Origin of the sequence: Streptococcus sp. NLN64, assembly GCF_015831295.1 — a bacterium.
GTDB lineage: Bacteria > Bacillota > Bacilli > Lactobacillales > Streptococcaceae > Streptococcus.
The window spans coordinates 1-16451 of record NZ_JADXDQ010000041.1 but is presented as its reverse complement, the minus strand read 5'-3'; the positions used below and the strand labels follow the sequence as shown (position 1 = coordinate 16451).

The 16451-nt window shown below is 45.9% G+C and carries 16 protein-coding genes; 4 read left to right on the top strand and 12 right to left on the bottom strand.

The annotated features are described in order from the left end of the window. Positions 1–564 precede the first annotated feature (564 nt). The 6 genes from I2503_RS06870 to pnp all read right to left on the bottom strand — a co-directional run bounded on the left by I2503_RS06870 (position 565) and on the right by pnp (position 6299). Positions 565–1083, bottom strand: coding sequence for an NYN domain-containing protein (locus tag I2503_RS06870; protein ID WP_196967460.1), 519 nt, complete (start codon positions 1081–1083; stop codon positions 565–567). A 5-nt stretch (positions 1084–1088) separates the two neighbouring features. Beyond that, the gene (gene rlmB / locus I2503_RS06865) at positions 1089–1817 is read right to left on the bottom strand and encodes a 23S rRNA (guanosine(2251)-2'-O)-methyltransferase RlmB (RefSeq protein ID WP_196967459.1); all 729 of its coding nucleotides are present in this window, start codon (positions 1815–1817) and stop codon (positions 1089–1091) included. A 272-nt stretch (positions 1818–2089) separates the two neighbouring features. Beyond that, positions 2090–2431, bottom strand: coding sequence for a DUF6287 domain-containing protein (locus tag I2503_RS06860; RefSeq protein ID WP_196967458.1), 342 nt, complete (start codon positions 2429–2431; stop codon positions 2090–2092). A gap of 13 nt (positions 2432–2444) precedes the next feature. Beyond that, positions 2445–2837, bottom strand: a complete 393-nt coding sequence (locus I2503_RS06855; RefSeq protein ID WP_196967457.1) for a Mini-ribonuclease 3 — start codon at positions 2835–2837, stop codon at positions 2445–2447. Next, on the bottom strand, positions 2830–4173 hold the full coding sequence (gene cysS / locus I2503_RS06850; RefSeq protein WP_196967456.1) for a cysteine--tRNA ligase: 1344 nt from the start codon (positions 4171–4173) through the stop codon (positions 2830–2832). Before cysS ends, I2503_RS06855 begins: the two co-directional genes overlap by 8 nt. A gap of 11 nt (positions 4174–4184) precedes the next feature. After that, positions 4185–6299 carry a polyribonucleotide nucleotidyltransferase gene (gene pnp / locus I2503_RS06845; protein WP_196091023.1) on the bottom strand — a complete coding sequence of 705 codons (2115 nt, stop codon included), beginning with the start codon at positions 6297–6299 and terminating at the stop codon, positions 4185–4187. 153 nt (positions 6300–6452) lie between these two features. On the opposite strand from pnp, the gene pepF reads away from it, so the two are divergent. Continuing rightward, positions 6453–8249 (top strand): oligoendopeptidase F, encoded by a 1797-nt coding sequence (gene pepF / locus I2503_RS06840; RefSeq protein WP_196967455.1) that lies wholly within the window; start codon positions 6453–6455, stop codon positions 8247–8249. Positions 8250–8320: 71 nt separating this feature from the next. On the opposite strand, the gene rpsO is transcribed toward pepF, so the two are convergent. The 6 genes from rpsO to I2503_RS06810 all read right to left on the bottom strand — a co-directional run bounded on the left by rpsO (position 8321) and on the right by I2503_RS06810 (position 14206). Further along, entirely contained in the window at positions 8321–8590 is a 270-nt protein-coding gene (rpsO, locus tag I2503_RS06835; RefSeq protein WP_135038137.1) for a 30S ribosomal protein S15, read from the bottom strand. Between the two features lie 134 nt (positions 8591–8724). Further along, positions 8725–9447 (bottom strand): pseudouridine synthase, encoded by a 723-nt coding sequence (locus I2503_RS06830; RefSeq protein ID WP_196967454.1) that lies wholly within the window; start codon positions 9445–9447, stop codon positions 8725–8727. Between the two features lie 32 nt (positions 9448–9479). Then, positions 9480–10730: an exopolysaccharide Pel transporter PelG gene (gene pelG, locus I2503_RS06825; protein WP_196967453.1), complete on the bottom strand. Its 1251-nt coding sequence runs from the start codon at positions 10728–10730 to the stop codon at positions 9480–9482. A gap of 2 nt (positions 10731–10732) precedes the next feature. Further along, positions 10733–12121, bottom strand: a complete 1389-nt coding sequence (pelF, locus tag I2503_RS06820; protein WP_196967452.1) for a GT4 family glycosyltransferase PelF — start codon at positions 12119–12121, stop codon at positions 10733–10735. Beyond that, on the bottom strand, positions 12109–13908 hold the full coding sequence (locus I2503_RS06815; protein WP_196967451.1) for a DUF2194 domain-containing protein: 1800 nt from the start codon (positions 13906–13908) through the stop codon (positions 12109–12111). The genes pelF and I2503_RS06815 overlap by 13 nt, the downstream gene beginning before the upstream one ends. After that, positions 13895–14206 (bottom strand): hypothetical protein, encoded by a 312-nt coding sequence (locus I2503_RS06810; protein ID WP_196967450.1) that lies wholly within the window; start codon positions 14204–14206, stop codon positions 13895–13897. Before I2503_RS06810 ends, I2503_RS06815 begins: the two co-directional genes overlap by 14 nt. 113 nt (positions 14207–14319) lie before the next feature. On the opposite strand from I2503_RS06810, the gene I2503_RS06805 reads away from it, so the two are divergent. From I2503_RS06805 to def, 3 genes are all read left to right on the top strand, one after another. Continuing rightward, complete coding sequence (locus tag I2503_RS06805; RefSeq protein ID WP_196967449.1) at positions 14320–14976, top strand: type II CAAX endopeptidase family protein; 657 nt, start codon at positions 14320–14322, stop codon at positions 14974–14976. Positions 14977–15044: 68 nt separating this feature from the next. Further along, a complete protein-coding gene (locus I2503_RS06800; RefSeq protein WP_196091014.1) occupies positions 15045–15245 on the top strand; it encodes a hypothetical protein in 201 nt (66 codons plus the stop codon). A gap of 61 nt (positions 15246–15306) precedes the next feature. Further along, positions 15307–15921, top strand: a complete 615-nt coding sequence (def, locus tag I2503_RS06795) for a peptide deformylase (RefSeq protein ID WP_196967448.1) — start codon at positions 15307–15309, stop codon at positions 15919–15921. Positions 15922–16451: the final 530 nt, after the last annotated feature.

The window sequence follows — 16451 nt, the reverse complement described above, 5'->3', positions numbered from 1 at the left end:
GTTCAACGTCCAACATACTTTGAAAAAATTCTAACTAAAACAGGTGTCTTGCCAGTTTGAGCTACGGCATTAAATGCCAAAATCTAGTACGACTTAACAAGACACTACTACTTTAACATAAAGAAAAGTAGTGAGAAAATCTTCCGTCGAAGGTTTCCTCACTACTAATCTTAGTATGTTTGAGCTTGCTGATAAAACTTTCGAAGAACGTCTCAAATAAGTACGGCAAAACGAGCTAACACCGTAATAAAAGATAAACGAATACTCATTACATTTCGAAATTTGAATGTGTTAATCCTCTTCGCCGAACCCCTTTGATTGCGTGCCTTGCACGCTTTAGCGATAATATTCAACAGGTCTCCCAGACCTGTTGAACTATCTTCATCGGATTGATTGCAAGCGATGCTTGCTTCATTACCTATAAATTTTAATCCAATTCCTGGATTAAAATTCATTTCAGATTTCGAACTGTTTCGAGTATAAAAGAGTATACCGTAAGACATTCATAAAAAATTTCCTCATTCAAAGCATGAATGAGGGAATTTTTTTTATAGCAATCAGGGATTAATCCTCCACTTGACCAAGAAGCTCCTGCAAAGTCTGCATATTTTGGTCTGACCACGGTGTTAACCGTGGGGTTTGAATATCAACCTGGTCAACGAATTTGTCCAGGTCCTTCTTGACCACCGCTGTTCGTTTTTCCAATTCACGAGCGGAAACCCGCAAGGCTCCCTGGGCAAAGACCGTCCACTGTTCATTCAAGTCACTAGTCGCAACCGATACTTGGTTACGCCCGGTGTTCAACTGGGCTGCTAGTCTTTCAATATAGGAGTCCGCTGTTTCATCTTCCTCCGTGAAAACCACCGCCACCTGAAATTCGTCGTAACGCTGGCGGATACCGGGCACATGCTGGGCATCGAAGACACAGGTGATCTCCAGTCCTTCAAAACTCGCATAATTGCTGAGACGGTTGAGTAAGAGGTTTCGGGCAGCATCTAGCTGATTGCGTTTGAAATCGCTCTTTGTGCTTTCCCAAGAGGCAATCATATTGTATCCATCAACGAGTAAGATCTGTTTCTTCATAGGCTTTACACTTTATTCCGATAGACTTCGTACATCAAAACGGCTGCGGCAACACTGGCATTCAGGCTTTGAACATGACCTCCCATGGGAATGGTGATCATCTCATCCACCTGCTTCTTAATGTTAGGGGAGATGCCCTTACCTTCATTCCCGATAATCAAAGCCAATTTTCCTGAAGTATTCCATTTGTTAGAAGGGGTTCCATTCATATCGGTTCCAAAGACCCAGAAACCAGCTTCTTTGAGCTTGTCCAAGGTCTGGCTCAGATTGGTCACCCGAGCCACTGGCACATGCTCCAGCGCCCCTGTCGCAATTTTGGCTACCACTGGTGTAATGCCAACCGACCGATGTTTGGGGATGATAATCCCCGTAACCTCCAAGGCATCCGCCGTCCGCAAAATGGAACCTAAATTATGAGGATCAGTGAGGCTATCCAAAATTAGAATCAGAGGATTTTCCTGACCTTCAGCCTTGGCCATCACATCTTCAAGACTCTGGTAAGCATAGGCGGATACCCGCAAGACCAAGCCCTGATGAACCCCCTTCTGGCTCATTTCATCTAACTTTTTCTTACTGGTCCAAGAAATCGGCACCTTGTGCTCACTGGCCAACTCCTTGACCCGCTCCAGCTTCTTGCCCCGTAAATCTTCCTGGATGTAGAGCTTGTTCCCCGTCCCCATTTCCAAGGCCTCCACCACAGCGTGGTGACCGTAAATTGTGTCTGTTGTATCCATTCTTTTTTCCTTTGATTGATAGAGGAAGGAGGGGCTATGCCCCTCCCTATACTCTGTTGTTTCTACATCTGATACTCAATGAAAATCAAAAATTAAACTAGGAAGTGAGCCGCAGACAGCTCGAAATCTCTGGGAGAGCTTTCGAGCTTGTAGATAAAACTTTCAAAGAAAGTTTCAAATAAGTACGGCAAAGTTAACAAAAACTTCGTTTTTTCAACTAGAATCTCAGACTGTCTGACCTGACAACGGTTCAATTTGATTTTTGAGGAGCCTTAATCCACTTTATAATAAAACTCACGCGCAAAAGCCAAATCGCCATTGCTTTGGCTGAGCCAGATGCGGTCTTTAAAATGTTTCGAGCGGTCTTGGGTATCTGGGTTTGATGCGTCTACACCGCTGGGGATAAAACGAATCAAGGCTCCGCCGACCAGTGCACGGATTGGCTCATACTGGGTGCTTAGGAAACCTCCTTCTGCTAAAGCATTGGTAAAAGTCACTTGGTAATTGTCTGATACCAAACCTTTTTCATCAAAAACCAAGCGGTCTTCGTAGTCATTTTCCCAAGTTCCTGCGATGCTTGAGAAATCGCCAGCGAGAATTTCTTCGATATTCATAAGGGTTCTCCTTTTACTGCTCTTGTTCGACGGTTTGAATACACCATTGAATCAATTCTTCCAGCCGGTCGATTTGGCCGGTCAGGTGAAGATAACCCAGGAGGGCTTCAAAGCCCGTCGACATTCTGTAGGTGACGACATCTGTATTTTTAGCCTTGGTATGGCTATTGGCGTTGCGTCCTCGTTTATAGATTGCAACTTCTTCTTCCGTCAGCATTTCCTGATCCAAGAGAGCTTGGACCAACTGAGCCTGAGCCTTGGCAGATACATAGTGGGTGGCCACATGGTGGAGGCGGTTGGGCTTGGTCATTCCTTGCAAAATCAAGTGTTGACGTACATAGACCGAGTAGATCGCATCCCCATCAAAGGCCAAAGCAATACCGTTAATCAGGCGGACATCAGTCACGCTGCCACCTCACTCCCTCTTTGGTGTCCAACAAGCGAATCCCTTGCTGGGCAAGCATATCCCGAATCCGATCGGCTTCTTGGAAGTTTTTCGCTGCACGCGCCTCTTGGCGTTGGGCAATTAATTTTTCAATTTCTTCCTCTAAAATATCTTCTTGGAAAATCAACCCAAAAATAGCAAGGAACTGCCCAAAGACGGTTTGAACCTCCTCCGTATAATGACCGGAATTGATCCACTTGGCAAAGTCAAAGAGTACGGTCAAGGCATTGGCTGTATTGAAGTCATCGTCCATCGCAGCCTCAAAATCCCGGACAAAGTCTGGTAAACGACTAATGTCAGCCGCCTCCTTGAGAGGACTGAGGAAGGTGTTTTTCAGATACTTCAGATTGACTTGGGCATCGTAGAGTGCCTTGTCACTGAAATTAATGGGACGACGGTAGTGTTGACTGTTGAGGAAGAGCCGTAGAACCTGACCATCAACCGTCTGCAAGAGCTCATGGACAGTTCGGAAGTTCCCTAGAGATTTGGACATTTTCTCGTCATCAATGGTAATAAAGGCATTGTGCATCCAATAATGGACGAAGGTCTGACCGGTCTTAGCTTCAGACTGGGCAATTTCATTGGTATGGTGGGGAAACTCTAAGTCACTTCCACCACCATGGATATCCAAAGTTGGCCCCAAAAGCTCCGTTGACATGACCGAACATTCAATATGCCAACCAGGACGTCCTGCTCCCCAAGGGCTGTCCCAAGAGATTTCTCCATCCTTAGCAGCCTTCCACAAGGCAAAATCCAAAGGATCTTCCTTACGATCCGCTTCTGAACCTAGGCGTCCACTGGCTCCCTGAGCCAAATCCTCCAAGGACTTATTGGCCAACCGACCATAACCTTCGGATTTACGAACCCGGAAATAAACGTCCCCCTGGCTTTCATAAGCCATTTCTTTGGCAATCAAATCCTGGATAAATGCGATGATTTCCGGAATATAGTCCATCACCCGCGGATTCTGAGTAGCAGGAAGAATTCCCAAAGCCTGGGTGTCCTCCAAATAAGCCGCAATATACTTATCAGCTACTTCTTCCGGACTGATACCTTCCTCAAGAGCCCGGTTGATGATCTTATCATCCACATCCGTAAAATTGGAAATGTAGGTCACCTCATAACCACGATAGGTGAGGTAGCGACGAATAGTATCAAAAGCCACAACTGGCCGAGCATTTCCAATGTGAATGTAATTATAGACCGTTGGCCCACAAACGTACATGGAAACCTTGCCCTCCACTTGAGGACGAAACTCTTCCAGTTGCCGACTGAGGGTATTATAGATTTTGATCATAGAGATCCTTCCTACTCAACTCCTTGGGGTTTCGGGAACAAAGCCTTCATAGAGGCATTCACCCGACCTTTATCATCAATCTTGATAACCTTGACATCTACTTCATCCCCAACTTCGAGAATATCTTCGACCTTGTTAACGCGAGTCCAAGCCATTTCTGAAATATGCACCAAGGCATCTGTCTTATCAAAGAGGTTGACAAAAGCTCCAAATTTCTCAATGCGGGTTACTTTTACGCCAGTAAAGACTTCATCCACCTTAGCTTCACGAACCAAATCAGCAATGATTTCCTTGGTTCGGTTAATAGCAGCTTGGTCTGGTGAGAAGATAGAAACCAAACCGTCTTCGTCAATATCAATCTTAACGCCCGTTTCCGCAATAATCTTGTCGATGGTTTCCCCACCTTTACCGATAACCACTTTGATTTTGTCCACATCAATTTGGATGGTATCGATTTTCGGAGCAGTTGGTGCCAACTCTGGACGAACTTCCGGAATAGCTTCATGAATGACGTCCAAAATCTCAAAGCGAGCCTTCTTAGCCTGGGCCAAAGCTTCTTCAAGAATTTCCGGGGTGATTCCAGAAATCTTGATATCCATCTGCAAGGCGGTAATTCCTTCACGGGTTCCAGCTACCTTAAAGTCCATGTCTCCAAAGTGGTCTTCCAGACCTTGGATATCTGTCAAGACCGTGTAGTTGGTCCCATCTGAAATCAAGCCCATGGCAATACCAGCTACTGGCGCTTTAATTGGGACACCACCAGCCATCAAGGCCAAGGTTCCCGCTGTAATCGAAGCCTGGGAGCTCGAACCATTGGATTCCAGAACTTCCGCTACCAAACGAATGGCATAAGGGAATTCCTCAAGACTTGGCAAGACTTGCTCCAAGGCCCGTTCACCCAAGGCTCCGTGCCCGATTTCACGACGACCTGGTGCACCATAACGCCCCGTTTCCCCCACAGAATATTGTGGGAAATTGTAGTGGTGCATAAACCGTTTTTTGTATTCAGGATCTAGGCCATCCACAATCTGGGTTTCACCCATTGGAGCCAAGGTCAAGACAGACAAGGCTTGGGTTTGCCCACGTGTAAAGAGACCTGAACCATGCACCCGTGGAAGATAATCAACTTCCGCAGCCAGTGGGCGAATTTCATCGACTTTCCGACCATCTGGACGCACCTTATCTTCCGTAATCAGACGACGAACTTCCGCATGCTCCATCAATTCAAGGATTTCAGCCACGTCTCGCATGATACGGTCAAACTCTTCATGATCCGCATAACGCTCCTCGTAAACAGCCTTGACTTCTTCACGTACCGCATTGGTTGCCGCTTCACGCGCCAATTTCTCCTCAACCTGTACAGCCGCCTGCAATTGCGGATTGTAGGCCGCCTCAATTTCAGCCTGCAAGTCCGGATCCACTTGCAACAATTCCACCTCTGCCTTGTCCTTCCCAATCGCAGCAATGATTTCCTCTTGGAAAGCAATCAACTCTTGGATCGCCGCATGACCTTTGAGAAGCGCTTCAAGCATGATGTCTTCAGACAGTTCTTTGGCCCCTGATTCCACCATGTTAATCGCTTCTTTCGTTCCTGCTACGGTTAAATCAAGAGTGGATTGTTCCATCTCCTCTTGACTAGGGTTGATGACAAAAGCGCCATTCACATAACCCACTTGGACGCCGGCAATTGGACCATCAAAAGGAATATCTGAAATTCCAAGAGCTAGAGAAGAACCAAACATGGCTGCCATCGGAGCAGAGGCATTCTCATCGTAGGACAAAACCGTATTAATAACCTGGACCTCATTGCGGAATCCTTCCGCAAACATCGGCCGAATCGGACGGTCAATCAACCGAGCTGTCAAGGTAGCATCCGTAGATGGACGCCCTTCCCGCTTGTTAAAGCCACCCGGGAATTTTCCAGCCGCATACATCTTTTCTTCATAGTTGACTTGAAGAGGGAAGAAATCCCCTGTAGCCATTTTCTTGGACATCACTGCTGCTGTTAAAACAGTCGATTCCCCGTACCGAACCACAACAGCACCATTAGCCTGACGTGCCACCTGTCCTGCTTCAACAATCAATTCACGACCTGCAAAGGTCGTTTTAAATACCTGTTTCGTCATTGAATACTCCTAAATTTTATTGGGGATTTTCTACAAAAATCAACCCAGCAGACCCTGCTCGATTCATCTTTGCACAAAAGTCCCCGACCCCTTTATTCTACCACAATCATGCTTAAAATTGCTATACTAGGAGGGAGACGAAAGGAGACTTTTATGGAACAAAAACACCGTTCAGAATTCCCAGAATACCAACTCTGGGACCTTACCGCCCTCTACCAAGATCGGGAGGATTTCCTCCGGGCCATCGAGAAGGCTAGCCAAGATATAGAGGAATTCCAACGCAACTATCAAGACAACTTGAACACCTTCGAAGATTTTCAAGAAGCCTTTCAAGTCTTGGAACACATTCACATTCAAATTAGCCACATCTTGACCTATTCCTTCATGCCCCAAACCACCGATTTTGGCAATGATGATTTTGCCCAAATCGCCCAGGCTGGAACTGACTTCGGAACACAAGCACAAGTTGGGTTGGCTTTCTTTGACGCGGCCCTACTGGAAGCAGACTCTGCGATTTTAGATCAGCTGGAAAGCCAGCCGGGACTCAGCCAGCCCATTCGCTTGGCCAAAATAAAAAAAGCCCACTATCTAGGAAAAGAAGCTGAAAAAACATTGGCCAACCTCAGCGAAATCTTCCAAGCACCGCAGGATATCTACAGCAAGATGCGGGCTGGAGACTACGCCATGGAGGATTTTGTCGTCGATGGTAAAACCTACAAAAACTCCTTCATCAGCTACGAAAACTTCTATCAGAACCACGAGGACGCTGGCGTTCGAGAAGCTGCCTTCCGCTCCTTCTCTAAGGGACTGCGCCAACACCAAGAAACTGCAGCAGCTGCCTACCTAGCCCAAGTCCGTTCTGAAAAAATCTTAGCCGACATGAAGGGCTACCCATCTGTCTTTGACTACCTCTTGGCGGAGCAGGAAGTAGATCGCAGCCTCTTCGACCGGCAGATTGACTTGATTATGAATGAGTTTGCACCAATTGCTCAAACCTTCGTGAAACACGTGACCCACATCAACGGCCTTGAAAAAATGACCTTTGCGGACTGGAAGCTAGACCTAGATCCGCAATTGAACCCAGAAGTATCGATCGAAGAAGCCTATGACTTGGTCATGCGCTCCGTTCAAGCTCTGGGACCAGAATATGTTGAACAAGTCAAACGCTACCAGGAAGAACGGTGGGTTGACTTTGCAGCTAACACTGGTAAAGAATCCGGCGGTTACGCTGCTGACCCTTATAAGGTCCACCCTTATGTTCTCATGAGCTGGACTGGACGCATGAGTGATGTCTACACCTTGATTCATGAAATTGGCCACTCTGGACAATTCACCTTCTCCGACAATCACCAAAGTATTTTCAACACCAGCATGTCTACCTATGCCGTTGAAGCTCCTTCAACCTTTAACGAACTCTTACTCAGCGATCTTCTGGAAAATGAGTTAGACGATCCACGCCAAAAACGCTTTGCCTTGGCACACCGCCTCACAGACACCTACTTCCACAACTTTATTACCCACCTCTTGGAAGCAGCCTTCCAACGCCAGGTTTACACCTTGATTGAAGAAGGACAAGTCTTTGGTGCAGAGAAACTAAACGCCATCATGAAAGATGTCCTCACCCAGTTCTGGGGAGATGCCATCGAAATCGACGACGATGCCGCCCTTACCTGGATGCGCCAAAGCCATTACTACATGGGGCTTTACAGCTACACCTACTCCGCAGGACTCGTCCTCTCCACTGTTGGCTTCCTCAAACTCAGAGAAAGCCAGGATCCGAACTTCTGGCTGGACTACCTCAAACTCGGCGGTAGCCTAGCACCTCTCGAAGCAGCCAAGGTCTTGGGTGCAGACCTAACCACTGAAAAACCATTACGAGATACCATCCAATTCCTGAATGACACTGTCCAACAAATCATCCGCTACAGTCAAGAACTGGGGCAAGCTTAGCTATGAGCATCTGAACTCAGGTTCAGATGCTTTTTTCCATCAAAAAAACTGCCCGTGGGCAGTTTTTTTGATTAACGACGTAGTCCCAATGAATGGATCAATTCACGGTAACGGTTAACATCCGTGCGACGTAGGTAAGCCAAGAGGTTACGACGGCGACCGATTTTTTTCATCAAACCACGGTAAGTAGCGTGGTCTTTTTTGTGCACTTTGATGTGCTCATTCAAGTGGTTGATTTCCCAAGTCAATACTGCAACTTGAACTTCAACAGAACCTGTGTCACCTTCGTGACGAGCATATTGTGCAATGATTTCATTTTTCTTCTCTTTTGAGATTGCCATGTTTCTTCTCCTTTTTTCTTCCCCATCCGAGTGCGAGGGACTGGCAGGCCCACCACCAAGAAGGGGTATCTATCCTTACGGACATTCTCATTCTACCAAGCCCTTTTTCGTTTGTCAACTAAAATCAACCTTTCTTATAAAGGCACGTCATAGTCTTGCAAAAGCGCTAGCTCTTCCTCCCGCAGGGCTCGGTAAGTTCCTCTTTCCAATTCCGGATCCAGCTGCAAGGCCCCCACAGACAGACGTTCCAAATAGGTCACTTCCTTACCACAAGCTGCCACCATCCGTTTAACCTGATGGAATTTTCCTTCCTGGATACGAATCAGGACTTCCGAACGACCTTGACCTACCTGTAGTAGTTCCAACTCCGCTGGTTGACTAGTGAAATCCTTAAAGCGAATCCCTTCCGCAAAGCGCTTTTGATCCTCGACCGTCATTTCTCCTGCGACCAAGGCCCTATAAACCTTGGCCACATGCCGCTTTGGTGACAACATGGCATGTGCCAGAGGACCATTATTGGTTAAGAGCAGGAGTCCTTCGGTGTCCTTGTCCAAGCGTCCCACTGGAAACAAATCCTTTCGCCAATCATCCGGATCCAGCAGGTCTAGAACTGTTTTACCAGAACTATCTTGGGTGGCAGAGAGGACACCGGCTGGTTTGTTGAGCATCCAGTAATAGAAGGTCTGATAAGTCAGTTCCTGATCTTGATAGTGAATCTGATCTTCCCCTTCCCGGATGTGGGTCTTAGCACTTTTTTCAACCTGACCATTGACCTTAATCAGTCCCTTCTTCACTATTTGTTTGACTTCTGAACGCGAACCCAACCCTACTTCTACTAAATAACGATCCAAGCGCATGCGTGCACCTCCTTGCTCAAATTATAACACGCCTAGTCGTAATAGGAAACAATCGCATAGAGCCACTGACCTCTGAGCCTCTCATAATGGCAATAAGCTACGGCCACTGTCAAGGACGAACTCAGGAAAAAACCTAGCCCAAAATAGAAAATGCCAGCCCAGATTGAAACCATGGCAAAAAGCACATTAACCCCCAAAAAGCAGCAAGCCAAGCGCCATACCAAACCAAATTGGAGGAGATCTTGAAAAAGAGATTGAAAGACTTGCAGCAATTGGAGCAAACAATAGGCCGGCAGCAGAAATCCGATATAATAATGGACCCAATTCAAAGGATGGAAATAAGAATACAAAGCCAAGCCTGCTAGAAGCAAGATAAATTCCAGCAACCACAAGAGCAGGATCTTGTCCATGCGTTGCTGGCAGAGCTCCTCGTAAGTTTCCAACTGTTGACTAGACATGGACCCATTCAACCCCTCTACAAATGCTTGCCAAACTGGTGTCAGATAAGCCTCTTTGACACCTAACCACTGAGCAAAAAACAGAAGATAGAGGCACAAGGAAATCAAAACAGCCTGGTCATAGGCCGGCGCTAGCCGCAAGCCCGCACCAAAATTCTTGCCCAAGGGGGAAGAATAAACGACGACCAAGGGAAACAATATAGCACTGTAAAAAACAAGACCTAGCCAAGCCTGACGAGAAGGTACAGGAGAGGTTCCCTCCTCTAACTTCTCCAGCTGACCCCACAAGAGCAGGGCGTCTAACAAAAAGAGCAGGGTAAGACCTAAAATCAATGAGGAAGCTAGTCCCATCTGACTCATCAAAAGAGAAAAAAGGAGAATCAATCCAAAAATCCCTGTCAAATTCAGACAATATCGTTCCATATTCAGCCTAACTCCTAACCGCTCTCGTAAAAGCTGAGCAGACAAAGATGCCCCCAGCAAAAGAACGACAAGGCCTGTCCCTGTATTGAAGGTGCCAACATAAAGGAGATAAGTCACCAACCCCAAAGATTGCAGCCCAACAAGTCCCAAAAGACTCCGACCATACCAGGTCTCACTGGCGCAAGCAAACCAAGGGCGCATCAGACTCTGGACCAAAAAGACGCCTAAAAAACCATAACTTAAGAGGGGCAAGAGATGGACTATTTCCCCCACCTGTCCCAAATGTAACCAAACTTTTATCTGGCTGAAAAACATCAAAAACAGGGGGAAGAAAAGAAAACTACCATAAAGCGCTAGTAAAAGCTGTAAGGCTCGAAGTCCTTGTCGACAGATTTTCCACATTCTTATTCCACCTCATAAATTCTTTGATAGGCTGCCAAAACCTGTTCCTGTTGATAAAGGTCTTGTACCCGTCGCCGACCAGCTTGCCCCATCCGAACTCCCATTTCCGGATCGTCCAAGAACTGTATTACTGCCTGCACAAAACCTTCTCGATCGCCAGGTCTAACACAAATCCCTGCAGCTCCTACTCCTTCTAAATCCTGACACAGGAGTTGACGACAGGACCCCACATCGCTAGCGATACAAGGAACCCCCGCAGCCATAGCCTCCAGCAGAGCCAGGGGCTGACCCTCAGATAAAGACGGTAAAAGTAAACAAGTCCAATTCACTAGATATTCCTGCACGCGGCAATGACCTAAAATTTCCACTCTCGGAATCCGCCAGCGTTCAATAGCAGCCTGACAAACATCCCAGTAGCGAGAATCTTCAACGGCTCCTAAAATGACCAAGGTAACCTCGTAGCCCCTTCGGCAGAGATTGGCATGAATAAACAGAAGTTCCAAGACATTCTTGAGCGGAGTCCAACGCAGAATAGCCCCAATTCGGAGTTTGGTCGCATCCTCTTTTCGTTGGACTTGCCGCCAGTCTTTCCAGTTCAAACCGTTGGGGATAACCTGACACTTGCTTGCGGAACACCCCAATTGAACTTGGTGGTTTTGCGCCTGCTTGAAGAGCGTTGTCACGGTTGTCGCCTGCTCATAACTGATTCGCGTCATCTCCCGAAAGAACCACCGGATACAGTCCTTTTGGTCTGAAAGCAGCTGGGGAGTACGACTAAGTACCTCCTCTTTTTCCAAAAGATACAAACCATGTTCCGACAAAACAAAGGGACATTTAGCTCTCCTTGTCATGTAAGCTGCCAGATAACCGGCATACCCCGTCGATAGGGCATGAATACACCGACAGTTATCTGGTAGATGAACTTGCGCCAACAAGCCCAAGAGATTCCCAAAAAGGCTCTGCAATTGCCGATAAAGCGGTAAAAAAGCCGCTTTGGGATAAGTGTGTTTAATCCATTGAAAAAGGGTACTAAATACAGAGGGCGTGTGCAGGGCACTTAAAGAACTTGCCAGAGAAGAGCTATCTAAGTCCATCATTTCTACCAACCACTGGCCTGAATCTGGACCTAAGCCCCAACAGGGTCGTGCCATCTCCAAGTCCGCTTCCTCCAAAACCAACTCTTGTATTCCAAGAACGTTTTTGGGCAGGTCATAGACCCAAGATCCACAGGTTTCCTGCCGATCCACAATGGTTATCAGATAGAAGGAGTAAGCCTCCATTCCTTGGATAAAATCCTGAATCCAATTAGACAAACCGCCTTTCCCATAGGGATAAGCTGCTTCCACCACCAACACAATAACAGAATTTTTGTCCGTGCTTACTGGTCCCATTCAATCCTCACTTTCTCTTCATCCGTCTCTAGCAGATACAGCCGTTTAGCCAGTCGTTTGATTTTTCCACCCGTCACGCGCAGGTTCCTTCCTTTATTTTGACGAAAAAGAAAAGAAGAATTCCCTTGAACATGGTCCAACCTCAGTTCCAAAAAATCGCTTCCCTCCTCCACTTGGAGGGTCACGTTCAGGAATACACCAACCTTGTCTGCAAAACGACCAGCTCCTACAAAATCCAAGTCTGGCACAGCTTTCTGCAAACCTTGCATGGAAGAGCGATAGGACTCCAGTAATTCCTCCCATGTTTTCCCGTGACTTCGACGATTATCCAAAACATCATCTGGATGGATAAATTGGCTATGAACCAAATGGGTATTAAGCTCTGAAAAGACTGCTAAACGATCAAAATCATCCCAGTCCATCCCTGAAACCAAACGCGGCAAATTCAGTAAACCATCCGATCCTAGATCAAACTCCTGGGCATAAGCCCCGTCACCCGGAAAATAAGTAGAGGCAACCCCTTTTAAATCAGGTAGGGCAGTCGCCAGAACACTACGGCCCTCTCGACTCAAAATATTGGAAGGAGGAACATAAACCACTGGCTTTTGAGCTCCATAGTAAGTGGTAACCAGCTTTTCTAAGGTTTGGAGGGAATCGCGGATAGCCCATTCTTGACTCCAGGGAAGATAGTCCTTGGATCCCGAATGAATCTGCAAAGGTTGATGATTATAGCCATGATAGGCCAACGCACCCCCTTGTTTCAATAACATTCGCCCCAGCTCCAAGGTTCCAAGTTCAGGCAGAACCAAGGGAAAAGGGGAAGTGACCTGTTCTCCATAACTAGCCACTATTGCTCCAGTATAAGTCAAATCTAAGTCTTTTCCTAAAACCTGGATAGCTGGCCACCAAGTCTGAGTCACAAATTGATCAAAGTTCTCTTGTCGATGTTTGGAGAGCTGAACCTTCTCCTGGTCACTGAAAGGAGCTGGAAAATCATCTAGGTAAACGACACCCGCATTTATGACAGGATAGAGGAAAATCGGGTCCATCAAGGACAAACCCAAACCATAAATTGCTCGATAAACTTTGTCATAAATCCCCAAATTCATGACGACTACTTGTCCTTTTCCCGCTTCCTTACTCCAAAGCAATGGTGTCTTCGTTTCAGTATCCCAGACAGGAACCCGACAAGAAGCATCTAAGCTGACATCCCAAGCAGAATCAAAGGGATGCGATATCGCAAAAGGGCCAGAACCTCCAATCATCAGATCTTTCTCTAAACTGATAGATGAAACCACCTGATTTCCACTTATTCCAGGCTCAACCCCCAACCATCTTTGAAAACTGGAATCCTCTTCACTAGCCTGAGGCATTCCAATATAGAGATGACCACCCGCCTCTACCCAAGCCTTTAAGGGTTGCTGAAGTTCTTCCTTTTGAAGCAGATCTTCTCCTACATAATAAATGGTTTGATAATCCTCCAAGCTTTCTGGTAAAAATTCATGGGCCAGGTCTACAGTCCGAGCTGATTTGCGAAAATCTTTGAGCAAGTGCTCCAGTTCCAACTGGGCTTCCAGGCTACTAGGATTCTTGGAATGATACAAAAGCAAGCCCTCCACCTTTACCTGTTGCAAGCCCCGTCGATCCTGAATCACTTCCGTTTTCACAAACGGATGCTGCCTGCTCCTTGGTAGAGCTTGATAGGACTGGGCACGATACATCAAAAAGAGGCACATACTGGCCAAAACCAAGAATAGCAACTGCATTCCCCACCTAAGTTTCTTCATCTAACTCCTCCAATCCTGCTAAAAATCCCGATATTTTATAAAATTCAATTAATTCTTGGTAAACAGAAGTCCCTCCTTTCCCAACTTCTTCCAGCTGTAGCAACTCGCATTCTAACTGGTAATGCATACTAGCCAAAAAAATGGCCAACTCTTGCCCCAACTCAGCTGCTAAATCTTCCCATTGCTCGCGTAAGTAACAGACGTAGACCCTCGCCTCCTGTGTTGGAGTTTGCTTCAAAAGGAAACTACGCTCCTGCTCATTCGCTTGCTCCCAGGCCTGCCATTTCTTCTGTTCCATCTGCACCTCCTTCTATCTTTCCATTCGTGTTTTGTGTTCAAAAGTAGCTATAAGTTTTTCTTAAGCTGGAAGGAAGATAATGTTTTTAAAAAGGTTACAACAAGGAGGTCCCTATGTTTACAAATCTCAACTGGAAGAATTCCGCACGCCCTCTTGAAGCGACTTGCTGGCTGCTCATCTTTTATGGCAGCAACACCTTAGCCATGAACTACCTCCCCTTCTCGCCACTCTTAGCTTCCTGGTCCTGGCCCTATGCTACGGATATAGTATTGACCTTTGTGGACCTTGTCAGTTTAGGGGGGCTGCTCTGGATTCTCAAAATTCGAGGAATGGAACTCTCTAATTCACAACTAGCCTCAGATCGAAAACAAAAAGTACTCTACAGCCTCCTCACCTTCCTGGTCATCTACGCCAGCGACAAACTCTATAGCCACTTCTTCCCCATTCCCCCTTTGGAAACCCAAGGCTGGGGAAGTTTTCTTGCTCAATTCAGCCTAGCGGTCATCTCCGGCCCCATCTTTGAAGAAGTGCTCTTTCGAGGTCTATTACTGCGTTATGTTTTCCCTAAACAACCAATTTTCGGACTAATCGTCTCCAGTTTTGTCTTTGTCCTCATCCACCCCATCTCTGATTTAAGCGCCTTTTGGTTCTATGGGCTTCCAGGACTGGCTTTAGGAATGCTTTATGGAAAAACAAAAGATATCCGTCTCCCTATTGCGGTTCACATGGCCCTAAACCTGCTTTCTCATATCCAAATCCATTTCTTTTAAAGACTTCCCCCTTTTTGTTAGCATTTCTAGGATAAAAGGGATAGACTAGTCATAAGGAGTAACTGATCATGAGAAGATTTGGACGAACCTATTTTATGCTTTTAAGAATTCTAGTCTATAGCAGTCTTTTTTTCAGTCATTGGGGACTGGCCATAGACTTTCAGGCTGTGTTTTACCTGATTGCTAGCCTCTGCCTTCTATTCGATATCTGGGAAAGTTATCGGGCTTGGGAAAATCGTGGAAAACACCGCACAAAAAAACCTAACTAATTTTTTCAAAAAATAAAGGCCAATTGTGATATAGTAGAACGAGAAGAAAAAGGAGAATCGCATGTCTGCAATTAAACGATTAACTCGTGCATCACACTTGATTGATATGGATGACATCATTCGCGACGGTCATCCCACCCTCCGCCTAAAAGCGGAGGAAGTAACCTTCCCACTCAGCGATGAAGAGATTATTCTGGGCGAAAAAATGCTTGGTTTTCTGAAAAATTCCCAAGATCCTGTCATGGCTGAAAAAATGGGCCTCCGTGGCGGTGTCGGATTAGCTGCACCTCAACTGGATATCAGCAAACGGATTATTGCTGTCCTAGTACCAAATCCCGAAACTGAAGATGGTGAGCCCCCTAAAGAAGCCTATAGTATGCGTGAAGTACTCTACAATCCTAAAATTGTCTCCCATTCCGTCCAACAAGCAGCCCTCAAAGAAGGCGAAGGCTGCCTATCTGTAGACGAAGACAAACCTGGATATGTAGTCCGCAACTCCCGCATCACAGTTGAGTATTTTGATAAAAACGGAGAAAAACACCGCATCAAACTCAAAGGCTACAATTCCATTGTCGTCCAACATGAAATTGACCACATCAACGGAGTCATGTTTTACGACCGCATCAACATCCAAGAACCCTTCCGCATCGAAGATGGGGTTATTCTACTAGACTAAAAAAACCTGCCGGCGGCAGGTTTTTTTCGATGGAAGATGGAAGCAAAAATCACAAATCTAGAACTATTTTAAAACTAGTTTAGATTTTACACTTAGATGCATGAAGAATAAAATTGCAATATCATCTTTGGGACTATTTTAGATTTCTAACCAAAAACTGAATCGTTAACCCGAATTATTCATACCCTGAATATCTTTGCGTAACTATCAAAAAAATCATCAGAAACCAGCAATAAATAATTGCAGTTCTGATGATTTTTATGAACGATCAAGCTTTTCTATAAATAAATATGGATCTGCTACCTTAGCACCCTAAAAAAGGGCAGACTCCGCCCTTGGTGCGACTCTCGATTTTTAAAAATGTATTCTATTTGATTCGGTATCCTAATTTCCTAACAAAGGAGGACTGGTATCCCTTACTGCATAGAGAACGGGGAGTGAGAAATCTAGTCTGGAAATTCGCTCAAAGAGAGCTTGAAACTCATCCTTCAGAGAATAGAGATTAGACAGTTTTAGAATTTGTTTTCTAG

Excerpts from the sequence above, each read along its gene's own strand:
- def (WP_196967448.1), top strand. The coding sequence starts at position 15,307 with ATGTCTGCAATTAAACGATTAACTCGTGCATCACACTTGATTGATATG.
- pelG (WP_196967453.1), bottom strand. The coding sequence starts at position 10,730 with ATGTGGAAAATCTGTCGACAAGGACTTCGAGCCTTACAGCTTTTACTA.
- I2503_RS06805 (WP_196967449.1), top strand. The coding sequence starts at position 14,320 with ATGTTTACAAATCTCAACTGGAAGAATTCCGCACGCCCTCTTGAAGCG.
- cysS (WP_196967456.1), bottom strand. The coding sequence starts at position 4,173 with ATGATCAAAATCTATAATACCCTCAGTCGGCAACTGGAAGAGTTTCGT.
- I2503_RS06870 (WP_196967460.1), bottom strand. The coding sequence starts at position 1,083 with ATGAAGAAACAGATCTTACTCGTTGATGGATACAATATGATTGCCTCT.
- I2503_RS06830 (WP_196967454.1), bottom strand. The coding sequence starts at position 9,447 with ATGCGCTTGGATCGTTATTTAGTAGAAGTAGGGTTGGGTTCGCGTTCA.
- I2503_RS06800 (WP_196091014.1), top strand. The coding sequence starts at position 15,045 with ATGAGAAGATTTGGACGAACCTATTTTATGCTTTTAAGAATTCTAGTC.
- pelF (WP_196967452.1), bottom strand. The coding sequence starts at position 12,121 with ATGGGACCAGTAAGCACGGACAAAAATTCTGTTATTGTGTTGGTGGTG.
- rpsO (WP_135038137.1), bottom strand. The coding sequence starts at position 8,590 with ATGGCAATCTCAAAAGAGAAGAAAAATGAAATCATTGCACAATATGCT.
- rlmB (WP_196967459.1), bottom strand. The coding sequence starts at position 1,817 with ATGGATACAACAGACACAATTTACGGTCACCACGCTGTGGTGGAGGCC.
- I2503_RS06810 (WP_196967450.1), bottom strand. The coding sequence starts at position 14,206 with ATGGAACAGAAGAAATGGCAGGCCTGGGAGCAAGCGAATGAGCAGGAG.
- I2503_RS06815 (WP_196967451.1), bottom strand. The coding sequence starts at position 13,908 with ATGAAGAAACTTAGGTGGGGAATGCAGTTGCTATTCTTGGTTTTGGCC.
- pepF (WP_196967455.1), top strand. The coding sequence starts at position 6,453 with ATGGAACAAAAACACCGTTCAGAATTCCCAGAATACCAACTCTGGGAC.
- I2503_RS06860 (WP_196967458.1), bottom strand. The coding sequence starts at position 2,431 with ATGAATATCGAAGAAATTCTCGCTGGCGATTTCTCAAGCATCGCAGGA.
- pnp (WP_196091023.1), bottom strand. The coding sequence starts at position 6,299 with ATGACGAAACAGGTATTTAAAACGACCTTTGCAGGTCGTGAATTGATT.